This is a genomic window from Pseudomonas argentinensis, from assembly GCF_001839655.2.
Lineage (GTDB): Bacteria > Pseudomonadota > Gammaproteobacteria > Pseudomonadales > Pseudomonadaceae > Aquipseudomonas > Aquipseudomonas argentinensis_B.
The window spans coordinates 2,583,335-2,600,719 of sequence record NZ_CP056087.1; the positions used below are offsets into that span (position 1 = coordinate 2,583,335).

The following is a 17,385-nucleotide window of genomic DNA, read 5'->3' on the forward strand; positions in this document are numbered from 1 at the left end:
GCTGAAAACCCTTTCTATACACTTGCCGGCACAACCAGCTGGCTGGATTTGTCCAATAGGAGTGATAACACGTGAGCACCATCGAAGAACGCGTCAAGAAAATCGTTGCCGAGCAACTGGGCGTGAAGGAAGAAGAAGTAACCAACAGCGCTTCCTTCGTTGAAGACCTGGGTGCCGACTCGCTTGACACCGTTGAGCTGGTGATGGCTCTCGAGGAAGAATTCGAGACCGAGATCCCGGACGAACAAGCCGAGAAGATCACCACTGTTCAGGAAGCCATCGACTACGTTACTGCTCACGCTCAGTAAGCAGTTCGTCGCTTCCCGAATCGGAAAAGCCGCACGTCTGCAAAGGCGTGCGGCTTTTCTTTGACGGTTCGCTGTAAAAAGTTTGCAAGAGCGCCCACGGGCGTTTCCCGCTCGGGTAGCGACTACCCTGAGCCAATCGCCGGATGATCGACGACCTGGGCAGCGCTTTGCCAGGTGCATCGCGGCGTCGAAAAACCTGATAAGAGGAGATTGCTGTGTCGCGTAGACGCGTCGTGGTTACCGGTATGGGCATGTTGTCGCCGCTGGGTAACGATGTGCCGAGCAGCTGGCAGGGCATTCTGGCCGGCCGCAGTGGTATCGGCCTGATCGAACACATGGATCTTTCCGCTTTTTCGACCCGCATCGGCGGCTCGGTGAAGAATTTCGATGTCGAGCCCTATCTGGCGCCCAAAGAGGCGCGCAAGCTCGACCTGTTCATCCAGTACGGCCTGGCCGCCTGCTTCCAGGCCGCCCGTGACGCCGCCCTGGAAGTCACGGATGCCAACCGTGACCGTATCGGTGTGGCCATGGGCTCCGGCATCGGCGGCCTGACCAATATCGAGAACAACTGCAAATCGCTGCACGAGCAGGGACCACGGCGTATTTCACCGTTCTTCGTGCCAGGCTCGATCATCAACATGATTTCCGGTTTCCTGTCGATCCACCTGGGTCTGCAGGGTCCCAACTACGCCATTTCCACGGCGTGCACCACCGGCACCCACTGCATCGGCATGGCCGCGCGCAACATCGCCTACGGCGAAGCTGACGTGATGATCGCCGGTGGCGCCGAAATGGCCGCCTGTGGCCTGGGCCTGGGCGGCTTCGGCGCGGCGCGGGCGATGTCCACCCGCAACGACGAGCCAACCAAGGCGAGCCGCCCGTGGGACAAGGATCGTGACGGCTTCGTGCTGTCCGATGGCGCCGGTGCGCTGGTGCTCGAAGAACTCGAGCACGCCAAGGCCCGCGGCGCGACCATCTATGCCGAGCTGATCGGCTTCGGCATGAGCGGCGACGCCTTCCACATGACCTCGCCACCCGAAGATGGCGCCGGTGCCGCGCGTTGCATGGCCAACGCCCTGCGCGATGCCGGCATCGAGCCGTCCGCGGTGCAATACATCAACGCCCACGGCACCTCGACCTCGGCCGGCGACAAGGCGGAGGTGGCGGCGATCAAGACCGTGTTCGGCGAGCACGCGCACAAGCTGGCGGTCAGTTCGACCAAGTCCATGACCGGCCACCTGCTGGGAGCCGCCGGTGCGGTGGAGGCGATCTTCAGCGTGCTGGCGCTGCGTGACCAGATCGCGCCGCCGACCATCAACCTCGATCAGCCGGACGAAGGCTGCGACCTCGACTTCGTGCCCCTTGAGGCGCGCCAGATGCCGATGGACGTGGTGCTGTCCAACTCCTTCGGGTTCGGTGGCACCAACGGCTCCCTGGTATTTCGCCGGTACGCCGACTGATGCCGCACTGGGTCGACGGTCAGCCAGCGGCGTCGCTGCCGCTGGTGGACCGCGGCCTGGCCTACGGTGACGGCCTGTTCGAAACCATGGCGGTGCGGGGCGGCCGCCCGGTGCTGCTGGAACGGCATCTGACGCGGGTCACTGCCGGTTGTGAACGCTTGCATATCAGGCTGGACGCCGATCGGCTGCGCAGCGAGCTGTCGGCTTTCTGTGTCGAGCTGGAGGAGGGCGTCGCCAAGCTGATCGTCACCCGGGGTGATGGCCAGCGCGGCTATGCGCCGTCGACCGGTTCGCCGCGGCATGTCCTGCAGTCCGCCGCCATGCCGGCCTATCCCGAGCAGCACGCCGAGCAGGGCGTGAGCCTGTACCCCTGCACCACGCGCCTGGCCGAGCAGCCGCTGCTCGCCGGTCTCAAGCACCTCAATCGCCTGGAGCAGGTACTGGCGCGCGCCGAGTGGCAGGATGCCGGGTACGCCGAAGGATTGATGCGCGATGTGTCAGGGCGGGTGATCGAAGGGGTGTTCAGCAACCTGTTTCTGGTCGCGGGCGGCGTGCTGGTCACGCCTGACCTGCAGCGTTGCGGGGTGGCTGGGGTGATGCGTGCCGAGCTGCTGGAGCAGGCGCAGGCACTGGGCATCGCCTGCCAGGTCCGCGACATCGAGCTGGACGAACTGCTGGGCGCCGAGGAAGTCTTTCTCTGCAACAGCCTGTACGGGGTATGGCCGGTGCGTCAGCTACAGGGCCGTCACTGGCCGGTGGGCCCGCTCACCCGTAAACTGCAGGCCCTTGCCCGTCATCTACTGGACCGCTGATTCGTGATTCGCAAACTACTGTTGATGCTCGAAATCGTCGTGGTGCTGGCCGGCCTAACCCTCGGTCTGGTCGCCTGGCAGCAGCATCGCGCGCTGGAGCAGCCGCTCACCCTCGACGAGGAGCGCCTGATCGAAGTGCCGGCCGGGGCTACGCCCGGTGGCGTGCTCAATCGCCTGGAGGCCGACGGCGTGATCGACGGCGCCTTCTGGCTGCGCCTGTACTGGCGCTTCAACCTGCAGGGCCAGCCCCTGCACAGCGGCGAGTACCGCCTGACCCCCGACCTGCGGGTGCGCGACATGCTCGACCTGTGGCGCCGTGGCGAGGTGGTGCAATACAGCCTGACGCTGGTGGAGGGCTGGACCTTCCGCCAGGTACGCGCTGCCCTGGCGCGCCAGGACAAGCTGGAGCTGACCCTGAGCGAGCTCAGCGATGCCGAGATCATGGCCAAGCTCGGCCAGCCCGGCGAGAACCCCGAAGGGCGTTTCTTTCCCGATACCTACCGCTACGTGCGCGGCATGAGCGACCTGGACCTGCTCAAGCAGGCTCACAAGCGCCTGCAGGTGGTGCTCGACGAGGAGTGGGAGCAGCGTGCCGACGGATTGCCGTACAAGGACGCCTACGAGGCGCTGATCATGGCCTCGATGATCGAGAAGGAAACCGGCGTACCCGAGGAGCGTGGCGAGATCGCCGGGGTGTTCGTGCGGCGCCTGGCCATCGGCATGCGCCTGCAGACCGACCCCACGGTGATCTTCGGCCTCGGCGAGCGCTACCAGGGGCGCATCACCCGTGCTCACCTGCGCGAACCCACGCCCTACAACACCTATACCATCGACGGCATGCCGCCGACGCCGATCGCTCTGGTCGGCCGCGAGGCGATCCATGCGGCCCTGCACCCGGCCGATGGCAAGACCCTGTATTTCGTGGCCCGCGGCGACGGCAGCCACGTGTTTTCGGAAACCCTCGATGCCCACAATCGTGCGGTACGCGAATACCAGTTGAAGCGCCGCGCGGACTACCGATCCAGCCCTGCGCCCATTCCCCAGACCAGCGAAAAGGACACCCCGTGAGCGGCTTGTTTATCACCCTGGAAGGCCCCGAGGGCGCCGGCAAGAGCACCAATCGGGAGTACCTGGCGGCGCGTTTGCGCGAGCAGGGGATCGACGTGCTGCTGACCCGCGAGCCAGGCGGCACGCCGTTGGCCGAGCGGGTGCGCGAGCTGTTGCTGGCGCCCAGTGATGAAACCATGGCCAGCGATACCGAGCTGCTGCTGGTGTTCGCCGCCCGTGCCCAGCACCTGGCCCAGGTCATAGTTCCGGCCCTTGAGCGTGGAGTGGTGGTGCTCTGTGATCGCTTCACCAACAATCTGTTTCGGACGGGGAGAAAAGGTAAACAAATGGAAATCTACGTCTAGTCCTACCCATCCCGCCCTCATGCCCCGGAAAGCCCGGGTTTACAGAGGGAAACGCTTCGGAAATGACTTCATTGTAGGCCGAAACGGTCGAGTAATGTAAACGAACGCTCGTCGGCTGTGATTTCGGGGCAAATGTAAACCTAAAATTCCGAATAGCCGGTCTATCCGCCTCCGGTGGAGGTCAAGCTCTGCCCTGAAAATTAAAAAACCCCTTAAGTTCAATGGCTTGAAGGTTTACATTTTTGATTTACAGCCCCTCTGAAGACACGAAAGGGGCGGGCGCGACGGCATGGAAAGGGATAGCTCTACACCATTCGAGTCCTTGATGCGACAGGCGAGAGCTCAAGCACAGAGAGCTCAGACACAAGCAAGCCCAAGCAAAAGAGCCCAAGCGCAGAGGCGCTTGGGCAGACGCAGAGCGATAAAGCAGAGCGAGGAGCCCTGCGAGAGAAGCAGGGCAACGGACTACCAGGTAGCGCGAGGGACATACCAAAACGCACGCATCACCCAGCGCTATGCCTTCTTCTCCTTAGCCCTCCAATCCTTGATGTAGAGCAGATGGTCACGATCCAGCTGCAATACTTTTTTAGACTGAAGGATCTGCTGAGTCTGTTTGCTGAATTTCTTCGCTTCGTCAAAAGCCAGGAAGACCTGCTTTTGTGTGAATGATCCTAAAATTTCAAGAATATGCTCGGTGGCAGCAATCTCGATGTTTTTATAGATCATGGAGTCGTGGATGATGAATGGCAGGCGCGTGAGTTTAAGCAGCGCAAGATCAAACCCGACTAGGCCTGCGTACGATTTCCCTGTTCCGGTATCCAGCGGAGAGGTAAAGCTGTAGGAGTTCGCATTTTTTATACGAAGCTGTGAGGGGTTACGCTCAGGCCCGTATACGACCCTGTTAAAGCCCTCCAGCTCCTGATTCATAGCAGCTTCAATCTCTAGGAAGATTTTGTCGTAGATCGCGTCCAGACGTGTCTTAGAGGCCACTTCACTGTCATCAATCGACACCTTTTGCTCGAAGAACTTGTTCTCCTCACGAGCCTTGTCGGTGACTTCTTTTATCTCGAAGACTTTTGCGAACAGGTCTGTCGGGGTGCCTTTCGCATTGAGCGTTAGCTTTATCTCTTCATCAAAGGCAGCGATGCTTGTGCTGATTTCCGATTCCTTTGCGATCAGGAGCTCAAGCTCACTCTTGAGTTCCTTGCTGACAAGTTTTCCAATTTTGGCGTGGAACTGCTCTACTTGCTCAAGGCGTTCAAGGTTGGCGTCTGGGAAAAATTCGGCCACAAGTGCAATGTTGGCGGTGAGGCGAGGTGATACTCCGGAGATGTCTCTTTGAAGTTTCTCTCGCCTTGCAGAGATCGAATTCCGTTGAGCGATCAAATCATTTTTTCTCTGCTGGATGCCTCTCAGTTTCTCGTCGAATAACGCCTCGTATGCGGACATGGCTCCGGCAAAGTTATCTTTAAGGTCGCTAATGAGTTGCGCATTGCTTTTGATTAGCGTGCTATTTGTCCTGTACTGAGTCATGCTGATCCGTGGAATGATTTCCGCAGTCATCGATTTTCTCATCAGTTCTTTTTTTTCTTTCAGTACCTGAAGAATTGCTCGCTCCCCGGAAACTTCGCTTGTGCGTTCAAAGAGATCAAGTAGCCTAGATACACCTGCACTTAGTTTCTCTTTGGAAGCTGCAGCCAGTGGGTGTGCTGGATCGGACTCTCCTTTGTTCCATATCCGAGAGAATGGCCCGACGAGGGATCGAAACGAGCTTTCTAACTCAGATAATCTATAAAGATGCTTGAGCTTTTCCCTGAACTCTTCAAGTGATACCTCATTAAATTCCCGTTCATTGAAGTCCTGAACATGGACTGTGCTCGGTTGCGCTGTCGATCTACTAACGAACAAAGGCTTGCCATCGAACTCAAACGCGATATCGTATGAATGATGCCCCAGTGCCTTGATAACTCCAGCATCATCTTCTAACAGGCTGCTTCCGCCCATTGCGAAGTCGATTGCCATTAGGGCTGAAGATTTGCCAATCGAGTTCTTGGCCTCATCATCGCCGAGAATAACGTTCAGGCCGTAGTCAAAGTTAATTACCTTCTGACTGAATAGTTCGCATCTAATTGCCTTAAGCATATTCAATCACTCCAGTATCGTCCTGTATGTCCAAGTAACCCAAAAGAAAAAGCACGTCCATTGCGACCAGAAACTCTGAAGCATCCAGGAATTTATCTCTGGTCTTTATAAGGGCCTGGGCTACTGTTTCGCCAGGCTGTCTATCTGCGAGTATTGTGTGCATTTTGAAAATTGTAGATTCTTCAAGTTTTGTGAATTTACTCGGCACTAACATCGAACACCTCGCAATTCTGTACAAAAAATGAAGTCATGATTTTCGAGACGTCCAATGACTTTCCACTTTTTTGGCTTATCCATTGCGCGATGTAATTGAAGATGACGTCTTTGTTGCCTGGATGCTCTTTGTGCATGGCCCAGAAATAGGTATTGATTTGATTGAGTAGCATTTTGACTGCTGCTTGGTCGCGCTGTTCTAAAATTCTTAGCTCTTCACGAATGGTCACAAAGTATCCGACTACATCGTTTCGAATGTTGCGTTTTAGGATGTTGCTCGCACCTTTTTTTAATTTTTCACTTAAGGTGTGGGCGTTCAGTTCTACGTCGAAGGCGACAAGGCTCTCATCGTCTAGGTCGCAGAAAGCCTCAATGAGTTCTCTTATTTCAACTCGAAGGGAGTGTTCTGATATTGATTTTCTGGCGTTGGCATTACTGATGAATGCGTCCTTGATAGCTCTCAGTCGATCATATTCTTCAATTTTGAAGTCTTTATCAAATTTTTTATGGCAGGAAGGGCAGAGACAAATTACGTTGGAAAGACCGTTAATGTCGGTGGGCGCTATATGGTTAGCAAGTGCCAGACTTTGAGCGGGTGTTGGGTTTAAAGGATAAATATGGGCTACGTCATAAAACTTACTAGGATTTTTCGAGCCTGGTTTTTTGTCGATGATTACACAGGAGCAAAGTGGGCAAATTCCACCCGTCTCTGCATAAAGCATACTGTGCTCTTCAGGATGGTAAGGAACCCTTGCATTAGCCATATCGAACCTAAAGTGTCCGCGTGCCATCCAGAGCTGAGCAGTGTCTCAACTGGCTGGCAAATGAGTGGGGTACAGGCACAGGGAACCGTTCCATACAGGCGTATGGAAAGGCCGAGCCTATGGAGGTTGGAGAGAGAGGCGAAAGGCAAACTGCTGATGGCGTGCCTGTGCCTGCTGCTAGAGCCTTAAGGCTTTTGCAGCCAATACGATCAATATTCCACATTCCTTGTGCTCGATTTCCTTTTCAGGTGGCAGAAAATACCATTTTGCCATCATTGCGGGTATAACTGTGTCGCGAGCTTAGTCCGAGCGTCTCACGAGCTTTGGTTGTTTGTTCCAGTCGTACTGCTACAGGTGACAGCGGATGGGTGGAGCAAATTCCAGAGTCGCTCTACCCGACGAATGGCGTCAGGGGAGGGGGATGGTTTGCCGTGCCCTGTCGGGCCGGCGGTCGTGAACCAAGCCTGGCCATGAATGGCCTGTCTTGGCCCTGCGGGCTTCCATCCTTCACGGCGGCGCGCTCCGCTTGCTGGGCATCCTTAGTTCGTTCCTTGCACGATTTGCCGTGGTGTTGAAGGAACCACTAAGTTTTTGGGGTGTTTAAGGTGTTGAGGGTGCGATCAGTGTGATCTGAAGCTGCGTAATTCGAGCATCGGCTATGGTATGAATTGGCAACTGGGGAGTTGGGCTCTCATCGATTCATTGCATGGCTGTAGGCCGTTGGCCGAGAGATATCTGCTCATGGTGTCTTCAGATTTGAGCTTTCTGGTCGTTATACTGATTGCAGAGAGCAATTTCAGTTGCTCGGCTTGGGGTTCTCTTGAATGTCCGTCCCCCGGTTTGACGCAAATCGACTCTTACTGATATGCTTCAAAAGCGAGCTTCACTACTTTTTCTACGGTACCCATCAGCCATGGCAAAGCCTAAGTCACACGCTGCACTCGTTGCACCTGTGCTTTCGTCCCTGTCTCAAGAAGAACTTGAGAGCCTCTCTCGTTGGCTCGCGACCGACGAGGGGCGGGCAGCGTTAGCCGAAGCGATTGAGCAGGCGGGTGATGAGATTAGCGAGCTCAATCGATCGCGTGCCGTGCATCGTGACGATCTGTATCGTCCCATCTCAATGCATCGGCGCTTCGGCTAGGTGCGACTCCCTCAGCTTTTCGTGATTCAAATCTGATCGGCGATTTTCGACCTGATCTGAAATCACCGTGCCTTCAATGGCGCATTGCTATTTCGTACTGGTATAATGCCTGCTCAATCATCTGCGTGGCGTAGGTGCGGCTTGGCGTTCTCGGTAGTTCCTTACAGCATCGACAACCTGATTCAGTGCTTGGTGCGAGGCTCAGCCAAGGCGCCCGTTGATCGAATTTCGCGCAAGCTCCATCGCACATATTTCGAGGAGTACTTCCAGGCCCTGTCTGCCAAGACGATTGTCGTCGAGACGGGCTACATTGATCGCGATTACTTGGAAGACTACGCGGCGTATTACGATCGGTGTTTCGAGAATTACGATCGGAAAACCCTCCGGCTCCATTTCTTCGATATTGAAGTTGATGAAGATTTCTTCGGTGCAGCGGTTACTCGTGGCCGAGACTGCAGCGAAGAGGTGCAGCTTCGTGCTGGGTATCTGGGGTTTGTCGTGATCAAGCCCCTGCCGTTGGCCGTCATAGGGCGCACCTGCTTGCGTACGTATCCGGATGACGGCGGCAGGAGGAATTTCCCTTGCCTTCGCACCTATCCGGTCAATCTGTTTGGTATGGAGTTGTCGGTCGAGAGCTTGGCGTATCAGGAGCAGGACACGGTCGTGGCGGCCTGTGCCACCAGTGCCCTGTGGTCATGTCTCCAGGGTACCGGGAAGCTGTTCCAGCATCCGATTCCGCCTCCGGTAGAAATCACTAACTGGGCAGGCGAACACATGCCCGAGAACTTTGCCGCTGCTAGCTCGCGAGCCTTCCCCAATGATGGATTGACGGCGGGTCAGATGGCCTACGCCGTTCGGCGGGTAGGGCTTGAGCCGTTGGTGATCGGTGCCGGCACGCGTTATGAGCTCAATGGCTTGGCCTATGCGTTCTTGAAGTGCCGCATTCCTTCTGTGTTGGTTTACGCGCTGCACGAAGTGAGCAACAAAGGAAAGCTGGTCGAGGTCGGGCAGCACGCTGTAGCGATTACTGGGTTTTCTCTAAGTGAGGATGCCCCGGTATTGCCGCGACGAGGCACGGGCTTCCAGTTGCGTGCTGCAAAGATCGACAAATTGTATGGCCATGACGACCAGGTGGGGCCCTTCGCCCGCATGGCTTGGCCGACCTCCGACGAAGCGGATTCGCTTGCTGGGCTATTGTCTACCAGTGATGAGCCTGCGCCTAGCACTGGCAAGCATCTTAGCGACGAAGTCTTCCTCAAGACTTCGCGGGCAGGGGAGGTTTATGCGCAAATCAATTTTGTGCTGCTGCCCCTGTATCACAAAATCAGGATTCCTTACTCGCTAATACACGACGTCGCGCTACGGCTAGATAGCCTCGTTGAGAAGGTCAGATCAAACGTGCCGACTGTTTCGCGAGGGGAGTGGGACATCTACCTTACGACGTCGAACGACTTCAAGGCGTCCATTCGTAACGACTACCCGAAGTGGGGGATCGATCCTGCTGATACGCTGTACACGCCGCTGCCTCGTTTTATGTGGCGGATGCTGCTCAGGGTGGGCGGCCAGGTAGAGTTGGATTTCCTTTTTGACGCTACGGGCATCGCCCAGCATGATCTGGTTGTGCACCACATTTCACGCGGTGGATATCAGGATATCTTAAAGCTGATTGCGGGCGTAAGCCGTGCTCATGGCTCGGATCCCTCCTGTCAGGTCGCGGCAGTCTTGGAAGCTATCAGTGCTGATGAACCTCAGCCCATGGATGGGTCATTGAGTGAGAGGCTGGTCTGGGAGCAAGCATTTCGTGAAATGAAGCGTGCAACCGAACAGCCCGCTGCAAATGACGAAAACGGGTCGCAGACCGGCTGATTGGCTTGTCAGTATGCGGAGTTGTATGATGGTGTTGTGCGATTCATGCTATGGTAAGGCACGGTATTTCATATCTCAGTAATGGAAAGGTTATGTTCCGTAGCAGCATTGGTCACCGAAGCGACGCCCAGAAGAAGGATGACGAGGCCTTCATGGCGGCGTTGAACGACATTCGCACTCTGGACGCGAAGAATGGTCAATTGTCCATGGATGCATCTGACCTGAAGGAGCAGCTTGAGGCGCTTCATGAGGCTGGAAAGCGACTCGTAAAGGAATAATCTCCACGCTATGGCGCTCCTGTTGCTGCTGCCGCTGCTGGTCAGTGGCTACCTCGCTTGTCTGAAAGATCCTTTTTCCTACTACACCCTGCATCGGTATGAAGGTCAGCTCCTTTACCTGCGGGTTGGGTATTATGGGATCATGTGCTTCATCGCCGCGCTGGCGATAGTGTCTGCCTTCAGCTTTGTGTTTTCACATGACTGGTTCACGTATACCTTGGGCCCTGCATGTTTGTGGGGTAGTTGGGCTGGAGCGCACACCTTCAGTACTGATTTCCTGGCGTTTTTCGGCAAGCTGATCAGCGAAGCAGGGTTAGTCGATCCCAAGTCGAGCCAAGCAGCCGTATTTGCACTCTTGGCCGGCTTGACCACCTTGGTAATGCCGGACGTATGGGCTGCGCGCACACGTCGTGGACTGCGCGCCTACTTAAAGTCAAAGGATCCGGAAAGAATTGAAAGCTTTCTGACGAAAGAGACGTTGCGTCACAGTCCAATGGGCAGCACGTTGGTGAATGCTTTCGCTCACAAGAGGTCGGTCATGATTTCGATGGATGATCGCAAAGTCTATGTTGGGCTTATCCAGTCGCTAGGAACGCCGACCGAGGTCACGGGTGTGGATCTCGAAATCAAGCTACTACCCGGGCTCAGCGGCTACAGAGACAAAGATTCTTTGAAGGTGACGTACACCAACACCTATCCCGCTGACACATCAATTCTGGAACCTATCTACTTCAAACAAGAAAACATCATCTCGATCAGCCTCTTCAGTGAGAAGATCCGTGAAGTTTTCGATGAAGAAGAGAAGGCCAAAAAAACGATTGCGACGGAACTGCTACCTTAGTGTCGGTATGCTTGCAAGCGCTTACTCAAAACCAGGCTACAGCTTTGTGTAAGTGTCTATCTCCATAGCCGAACTGCTACCGCATACTTGGAATCCGAACGACAAAGTAGGCTAGATTTTTTAACGGCGGCAAGATTTTCTTAAAAATCGCGCGAAGGTCAGGTCAGTTCTGCGCTGGTGAGAAACCGATTTGATGGCATGATCACCCAGTAAAGGCCGCTGACGCGGCCTTTGCTATTTTCTGGCTTTCATTTCAGATTTCTGACATTAGGCAGCCAGGCTCTTCTGCATGCCAGCCATTGCTTGCTGAATGCTCTTGAGCAAGTCACGCTTTGGTTTGCTGTCTTCGTAATATTTCATCAGTAGAGTTTGCAATCGCTCAATTGCTGCGACTTGATCAGCTGTAGAGCGGAAAACAGAGCACTCAGCGTCATCGCCGTAGTACGTATTGTAGAACTCGCTGTTACGGGTTTCTGCGGGGTGCTCGGCATACATCCAGTCTTCCAAGGTCGAACGTACCTTCTCAAAGACTTGATTTGCCCGGAAATTCATTGGTGAAATGCATAGAGACTTCAGCTCTTTCGAGAGCTCTTTGTGCTTGGAGATGGCCAACCCGGTTTTAGGGCGCCATTTGATCGGCTCGCCCGCCCGCCGAAAAAGCTCAGTTGCTCCCTTGCTGTATCCGTAGGTCGTTCCGAGCCTAGGCTTACGCTTACGTCCACTTGCCTCGGTAGCGGGGCTAGCGAAGCGTGCGTAATAGCCGAAACCTGGTTTGTCTCCCTCTCGCGTTACCGTTGTAATCTGCGGGGCGGGAAGTTTCTCTACGATGCTGGTCAATTCAGAAAGCCAGTCGCCGTCCTGGCCAACGAAGTGCGGAACCGCATTATTCGGATAGTAAAGGCCTGGCCACACCGGCTTCGAGATGTGAAAGTCATTTTGATCCGCCCACTTGCTGCGTGCGGTGACTTCATCTGTGCGGTTTACATGGTCGTAAGGCTCATCCAGTGCAACGCACCGCTCGGTTGTGGGATCTACCCACCAGGAGATGTGGTCGCGACGAGGTAGTGTTTCCGTGCGGCTCAGTTTTTTGCGTTGAGCTTGAGTCGTGACAGGGCGTAGTCCCGTTGCTTCAACGAACTGCAGTGCCAAGGCTGCCCGGTGAAGAAGTTCTTTTGCACGTTCCTGAGAGTCAGCGTCGAAGGACATTTCCAAGTGGTCGGTATCTGCAACGCGAAAGCCAGAGAGGTTTCGCGTAAAGGCTATCTGGTACTTGGTCAGGAACGAAAGCATGGGGCGTGGCAAATCAACCCGGATCACCTCAAGGCCAGCCTCAGAAGGTTTTTTGTTCCTGTCATGCCAGTAGGCAGACAGGTAGATGCTATCGAGCATGGGGAGTTCGGCGGTAAGCTTTTCCAATACACGGCGAGCGTGATGGAAGCTCTGATAGCCTGAGTCTTGAGCAGCCAGGTCGAGTGCCTGCAGGTGGGTAACCTCAGGGCCTTTCAGGGTTTTGGCTTTGCGTTTGATCCCACGAAGGGTCTGAGGAACGGCATGTACAGCGGGAGTGATGCTCATAATTTCTCTCCAGCTCCATTGCGCAACGCCACTCGCCTACGTCAACTCGGAGCCTAGAAAAATCATGGCTTAGAGGGTGTTCAGGTTTACCACATTGGCAGTGCCGTTTTGCAGCTTTCACTGGCGAGTGAGGTGCGCCTGCCTTGCGCTACTATTAAGCTAGCAAGTACTTCGGGCGTATTGCAAGGGATTTTTCACGACTTAGAGGCCGGTTGGCCAGGCCTGATCCAGCGGTACCGTGAGTTCTAAGTAGGGGGGAGATGTGGTGGGGCAGCGTACCACCAGTAGCAGCAGAGCACTGTGAGTATTAGGATGGCGCACAGCGCAATGGACACAGACGCAAAAGGATTTTTTGATGTCAAAAGCAGAGCAGGCTTTCCAGTACTCGATTAAAGACGCCGAAGAGCTCCTTGAACACTTCGACTCCCTCAACGCCAACCCGCCTCCGGCCAATGCGGAGGTGCTCAAACGCGCAGGGCTGGTCATGGCCCTGACCGCCTGGGAGACCTACGTCGAGGATCGTGTCACTGAGGCGCTGGCAATCCAGCTCAAGCTGATCAAGGGAAGCCGGTGCGGCGACTTCATGGCCGAGAAACTGGAGAACGAGCTCAAGCGTTTTCACAACCCTGATTCGGCGAAGACAAAGCAGCTATTCCTGGACTACCTCGGTGTCGACGTCACTACCAGTTGGGCCGGCATGAGCACTGATGCAGCAGGGAATCGGAAGGCGCTTGACGCTTTGATCAGCAAGCGGGGGCAGGCTGTGCATCGATCCAAGGTACAGAGCACGGGTGTGCCAGCTGCTCACCTGGTCAAGCGTGATGATCTGGAGAAAGCCATCCGACTTATCAAGCTTCTTGTGCAGAAGACTGATCAGTGTGTGAATGAACAGATTTAGTAGTAACACACAGAGGAACCTCAAGGCTTCTGTCTCAGCTATGGCGAGCCGTTCTTCAGATAGCACGCCAATTGAATAAATAGCTAAAGTCCTGCAGAAAAAAGTGTGCTACCTCCTCCCGATGCAGTTCATGTTTCATGTTCCCGTACTATCAGCATCCGCCGTACAAAAACTCAGGAGTCATAGATTGCCAGCTAAGAACAAATTTTCAGAGGTCGAAAACCAGAGCGATCAGACACAGGATTCGGAGAAAGGTTTTTTTCTTAGTGAGGAGATGTGTCGAAAGTTAGCCGAATCCCAGAAGCAATATCGCCGTGAGCAGCGTCGCCAGAGACGACTTGAGTTTAGCTGGGTCTCTTGGTTTTTTGATGAGTTTCCTAGCGACGATATGTTTAGGCCCGCACTTCGCGAGAGGAGAAATACGCGGCAGGAGATGATGTATCACCGTTTTCGGCAGATGATTAGCTGGTCATTCTGGTCAAGAATGAAGTCCTCAACTGGGGTCAAACTTGTAGCCATCGGGGGGTTGGTGGCTGCATTCCTCCAGGCAGCTCCGGACTTGAAAGGAGTAGAGGCCGCTGTACTTCCATTAAGCTGGTTACTGTTGGGCGGCGTCTTCTATTTGCTCGCAGTGATTTGTTTTGAGATTAGGTGTCCGGTTCTGCTCAAGCGAACGCTTGCAAGTAACGAGGACTACCTTGGAATTGAAGGCCGACGCTGGTTGCTCGCGCTGGTGGAGGATGAACTCAGGCGATGGTGGAGCATTAAGAGCTACGATATGGAAATCGGAGCGTATAGTCCTGAGTCAAATAAATATCAGACTGCAGAGGCTATAACTCAGTATGGCGATATACCAGTCTACGATGGGTTCGACGATTATGCTTCTACGCGAATTGAGTATGCTTTAAATGAGTATTCAAACTTAGCTTCGGTAGCTATGTGGAGGGCAGAGTTTGAGCCCAATCAGTACGAGAAGTTCAGCCCGGTACGCGTAATATCACCGACGAATGCGCCTTTGCGCAGTTTCCACCTGAGCCGCCTTAATTCATTTGACGCAAAATTGTCTAAAGAGGGAAAGGAAGGAGACTTGGTGCTGCGTTGGTTCGACAGTTCCTTGATGTTCCTCTCAAAAGTGGAGGGGCCTCATAATTTGACTGTATCTGCTAACGCTGAGGGGCTTCTATATCTTTTCCAGAACGATTCATCTGCGTTAATCTTCACGCGGATCATTGCCCAGTGGCAGAACACAATGCGGCCATGGAGTCGCTTGCTTTTGATCTGCTTATTTATCGCTAGCGGAGGCTGCTTTGCTTGGTTCGTTCTATTACAGATGAAAATATTGATTCCTATCCTCATGTGATGCCGACGTCGAGACACCATTGAGAATAAAGGCCGCTCTCGCGGCCTTTGATCAATCATTCACTGCACCCAGCTCTCAACCGTCTCAGCGCCGTGCTCTTCTTTCCAAGCCTTCAGCACCTTGTGATTTCCGCCCTTAGTCTCAATCACTTCACCAGTGTTCGGGTTCTTGTAACGCTTAAGAGCCCGCTCACGACGAGCCTGCTTAGCTGGAGCAGCTTTGCGTCCGGTGCCAGCCGACGGATCCAACAGGTCAATTACGTTGCGCAGCGAGTAGTTGTACTCACCCAAAAGCTTGCGCAGTTTGCTTTCAAATTCGATTTCTTTCTTCAGGCCTTCGTCACCCTGAAGGGCCGCGAGGCGCTGCTTGTGCTCTTCGATCTGGGCTTCGAGTGCTTTAAATTCTGCGAGTTTCGACATAAGAGCTCCCCAATTTTTAAAATGAAAGGTATTTGATAATTTGTCACGCAGGGTAGACAGCTTAATATAAAAAACATTCCGCTGCTTTTATATTTTGGACAGCTGGGTCACACGGTGCGCTCGGGTAGACGGGGCTTTTTCGTCATCCAATGTGAAGGAGGTCACAATCAGGAGCTGTCTCTAGCCATAGACCCTGTGAGCAGCTAAAGATTTTCTTTTTTGGTAAGACAGAAAGTCCTTGTTGTTGACTTCAGCCTCGCCATCCAGAATTCCCCTCACGGGCGAGCGGCTCCAAGTGCGCTGCTAGTGGTGAAGCTTTAATGAGGTGGCCAACAATGACAAATGAGCCAATGCACACGTCTGCTGGGGCTGTTTTTTCATCGTGGGGATTTCCAGCTGCTATCAGTCTATTGGCCTTTGCGGCCAACTCGATCCTTTGCAGACTTGCGCTGGCGGGCGGAAATATTGATCCAGAGTCCTTTACGGCAATTCGCCTGGTCAGTGGCGCTCTCTTTTTGGTGTGTTTGATCAGACTTCGGCAGCCCGTAACGGCGCTTGGTGGAAGCTGGAGGGGCGGCTTGTCTCTGTTTTTCTATGCATATCTGTTTTCGCTCGCCTACTTGGAGCTGGAGGCGGGAGCAGGGGCGTTGATTCTTTTCGGCGCAGTCCAAATCACTATGTTTGTATTCGGCTGGCTCAAAGGGGAGTTTTTACGCTTGCAGGTCGTTCTGGGGATGTTGGTTGGGTTTACAGGCTTGGTGGTCTTACTACTTCCCAGTGACAATGCACCTCCGCTTATCAGTGCACTAGTCATGATGGCCTCCGGGATAGCTTGGGGCGCCTATTCAGTGATTGGAAAGGGCTCGGAAAATCCCCTGGCCGACACTACAGGTAATTTCGTTCGTAGCCTGCCTATGATGCTTGCTGCTTGGATTCTTCTGGGCGGGGAAACGCATATCACTTCTGCGGGCTCCATGTACGCCCTCGGTTCGGGAGTATTAGCCTCAGGGGCGGGCTACTCGATTTGGTATGCTGTTGTGAAGCGGATCAGTGCCCAACAAGCTGCAACGCTTCAGCTTAGCGTGCCGGTTTTGGCTTCGTTTGCCGGGGTTGTTCTGCTTAGTGAGCCTATGACGTGGAGAATGTTTCTGAGCTCGGCAGTCGTCCTCGGTGGAATCGCTATCGCGGTGATCCCCCTTAGACAGCGGGTAGCCGATAGCCCGGACTTAGGGCGGTAGGTGGTGTTATTCGAAATCCATTCAATGGGGCGTGTAATTATTCAGGTACGCGCGGCGGCTCAATCGAGGTGAGCCGCTGCGTGTCATACGTTGATGCCTATCAAGCACCGCTTTAGGCTGAAAGATATTCGTCTACCGATTTGACGGTGGCGTAGCCGAATGCGAATGCTGCCATCATCGCCGCGTGCACGTGTTCAGCCTGTACAGTCACACCCCCAAAAGTTAGATCGAGCGTGGCGCAGGCGTCATGGAGCACTGTGACTGGATAGCCCATGTCTGCTGCAGCCCTAACTGCAGCATCGATACACATGTGGCTCATTGCCCCGATCACAATTAATTCTTCTATACCAACAGCATCCAGCTGCGCCTTGAGATCAGTCTCCCGAAAGGAATTGATATGGCTTTTAACGATCACCGGTTCGCCATGCAGAGGCGCAACGTCCGACTGAATCTCAGCGCCGTCAGAGTCCTTGGCAAATATAGGGGCATCGCTGGAGGCAGATTCGTGTCTGACATGAAAAATCGAAATACCCCTGCTGCGGGCGTGTTCTATCACACGTTTAGCGTTCGCAATGGCGATATCGATTCCCGAGAGGGGCAGTTTTCCAGTCGATAAATACTCGTTTTGAAGATCAACTATTATCAGTCCACTTTTCAT

General features: G+C 54.4%; 16 protein-coding genes and 1 pseudogene. 11 read left to right on the forward strand and 6 right to left on the reverse strand.

The features are described 5' to 3' along the window. Nucleotides 1-71 precede the first annotated feature (71 nt). The 5 genes and pseudogenes from acpP to tmk form a co-directional block, all read left to right on the forward strand. A complete protein-coding gene (acpP, locus tag SA190iCDA_RS11530; RefSeq protein ID WP_003245177.1) occupies nt 72-308 on the forward strand; it encodes an acyl carrier protein in 237 nt (78 codons plus the stop codon). Between the two features lie 215 nt (nt 309-523). Then, nucleotides 524-1,768 (forward strand): beta-ketoacyl-ACP synthase II, encoded by a 1,245-nt coding sequence (gene fabF / locus SA190iCDA_RS11535; RefSeq protein WP_070886942.1) that lies wholly within the window; start codon nt 524-526, stop codon nt 1,766-1,768. Continuing rightward, complete coding sequence (gene pabC / locus SA190iCDA_RS11540; protein WP_070886941.1) at nt 1,768-2,580, forward strand: aminodeoxychorismate lyase; 813 nt, start codon at nt 1,768-1,770, stop codon at nt 2,578-2,580. Before fabF ends, pabC begins: the two co-directional genes overlap by 1 nt. A 3-nt stretch (nt 2,581-2,583) precedes the next feature. Then, nucleotides 2,584-3,648: an endolytic transglycosylase MltG gene (mltG, locus tag SA190iCDA_RS11545; RefSeq protein ID WP_070886940.1), complete on the forward strand. Its 1,065-nt coding sequence runs from the start codon at nt 2,584-2,586 to the stop codon at nt 3,646-3,648. After that, nucleotides 3,645-3,941, forward strand: a pseudogene (gene tmk, locus SA190iCDA_RS11550) (dTMP kinase); the annotation flags it as partial. The gene mltG and the pseudogene tmk, both read left to right, overlap by 4 nt. Nucleotides 3,942-4,505: 564 nt before the next feature. Here tmk and SA190iCDA_RS11555 read toward each other — a convergent pair. The 3 genes from SA190iCDA_RS11555 to SA190iCDA_RS11560 are packed head-to-tail and all read right to left on the reverse strand — an operon-like array spanning nt 4,506 to nt 7,069. Then, a complete protein-coding gene (locus SA190iCDA_RS11555; protein WP_070886939.1) occupies nt 4,506-6,134 on the reverse strand; it encodes a DUF2326 domain-containing protein in 1,629 nt (542 codons plus the stop codon). Continuing rightward, entirely contained in the window at nt 6,127-6,348 is a 222-nt protein-coding gene (locus tag SA190iCDA_RS23430; protein ID WP_070886938.1) for an ABC-three component system middle component 7, read from the reverse strand. The genes SA190iCDA_RS11555 and SA190iCDA_RS23430 overlap by 8 nt, the downstream gene beginning before the upstream one ends. Beyond that, nucleotides 6,332-7,069 carry an ABC-three component system protein gene (locus tag SA190iCDA_RS11560; protein WP_083329866.1) on the reverse strand — a complete coding sequence of 246 codons (738 nt, stop codon included), beginning with the start codon at nt 7,067-7,069 and terminating at the stop codon, nt 6,332-6,334. The genes SA190iCDA_RS23430 and SA190iCDA_RS11560 overlap by 17 nt, the downstream gene beginning before the upstream one ends. Nucleotides 7,070-8,393: 1,324 nt before the next feature. Here SA190iCDA_RS11560 and SA190iCDA_RS11565 point away from each other — a divergent pair. The 3 genes from SA190iCDA_RS11565 to SA190iCDA_RS11575 all read left to right on the forward strand — a co-directional run bounded on the left by SA190iCDA_RS11565 (nt 8,394) and on the right by SA190iCDA_RS11575 (nt 11,237). Then, complete coding sequence (locus tag SA190iCDA_RS11565; protein WP_070886937.1) at nt 8,394-10,118, forward strand: hypothetical protein; 1,725 nt, start codon at nt 8,394-8,396, stop codon at nt 10,116-10,118. A gap of 92 nt (nt 10,119-10,210) precedes the next feature. Next, nucleotides 10,211-10,396, forward strand: coding sequence for a hypothetical protein (locus SA190iCDA_RS11570; protein ID WP_070886936.1), 186 nt, complete (start codon nt 10,211-10,213; stop codon nt 10,394-10,396). 10 nt (nt 10,397-10,406) lie between these two features. Next, entirely contained in the window at nt 10,407-11,237 is an 831-nt protein-coding gene (locus SA190iCDA_RS11575) for a hypothetical protein (protein ID WP_070886935.1), read from the forward strand. 267 nt (nt 11,238-11,504) lie between these two features. Here SA190iCDA_RS11575 and SA190iCDA_RS11580 read toward each other — a convergent pair whose 3' ends face one another. Next, entirely contained in the window at nt 11,505-12,812 is a 1,308-nt protein-coding gene (locus SA190iCDA_RS11580) for a DUF5623 domain-containing protein (RefSeq protein ID WP_070886934.1), read from the reverse strand. A 355-nt stretch (nt 12,813-13,167) separates the two neighbouring features. On the opposite strand from SA190iCDA_RS11580, the gene SA190iCDA_RS11585 reads away from it, so the two are divergent. Together SA190iCDA_RS11585 and SA190iCDA_RS11590 are read left to right on the forward strand one after the other, a co-directional pair. Beyond that, nucleotides 13,168-13,710: a HEPN domain-containing protein gene (locus SA190iCDA_RS11585; RefSeq protein WP_070886933.1), complete on the forward strand. Its 543-nt coding sequence runs from the start codon at nt 13,168-13,170 to the stop codon at nt 13,708-13,710. Nucleotides 13,711-13,897: 187 nt separating this feature from the next. Continuing rightward, complete coding sequence (locus tag SA190iCDA_RS11590) at nt 13,898-15,070, forward strand: hypothetical protein (RefSeq protein ID WP_070886932.1); 1,173 nt, start codon at nt 13,898-13,900, stop codon at nt 15,068-15,070. A gap of 59 nt (nt 15,071-15,129) precedes the next feature. Here SA190iCDA_RS11590 and SA190iCDA_RS11595 read toward each other — a convergent pair whose 3' ends face one another. Then, nucleotides 15,130-15,489, reverse strand: coding sequence for a histone-like nucleoid-structuring protein, MvaT/MvaU family (locus tag SA190iCDA_RS11595; RefSeq protein WP_070886931.1), 360 nt, complete (start codon nt 15,487-15,489; stop codon nt 15,130-15,132). A 335-nt stretch (nt 15,490-15,824) separates the two neighbouring features. Here SA190iCDA_RS11595 and SA190iCDA_RS11600 point away from each other — a divergent pair, with 335 nt between their 5' ends. Beyond that, entirely contained in the window at nt 15,825-16,727 is a 903-nt protein-coding gene (locus SA190iCDA_RS11600; protein WP_236100840.1) for a DMT family transporter, read from the forward strand. Between the two features lie 112 nt (nt 16,728-16,839). Here SA190iCDA_RS11600 and SA190iCDA_RS11605 read toward each other — a convergent pair whose 3' ends face one another. Next, complete coding sequence (locus SA190iCDA_RS11605) at nt 16,840-17,385, reverse strand: cysteine hydrolase family protein (RefSeq protein WP_070886930.1); 546 nt, start codon at nt 17,383-17,385, stop codon at nt 16,840-16,842.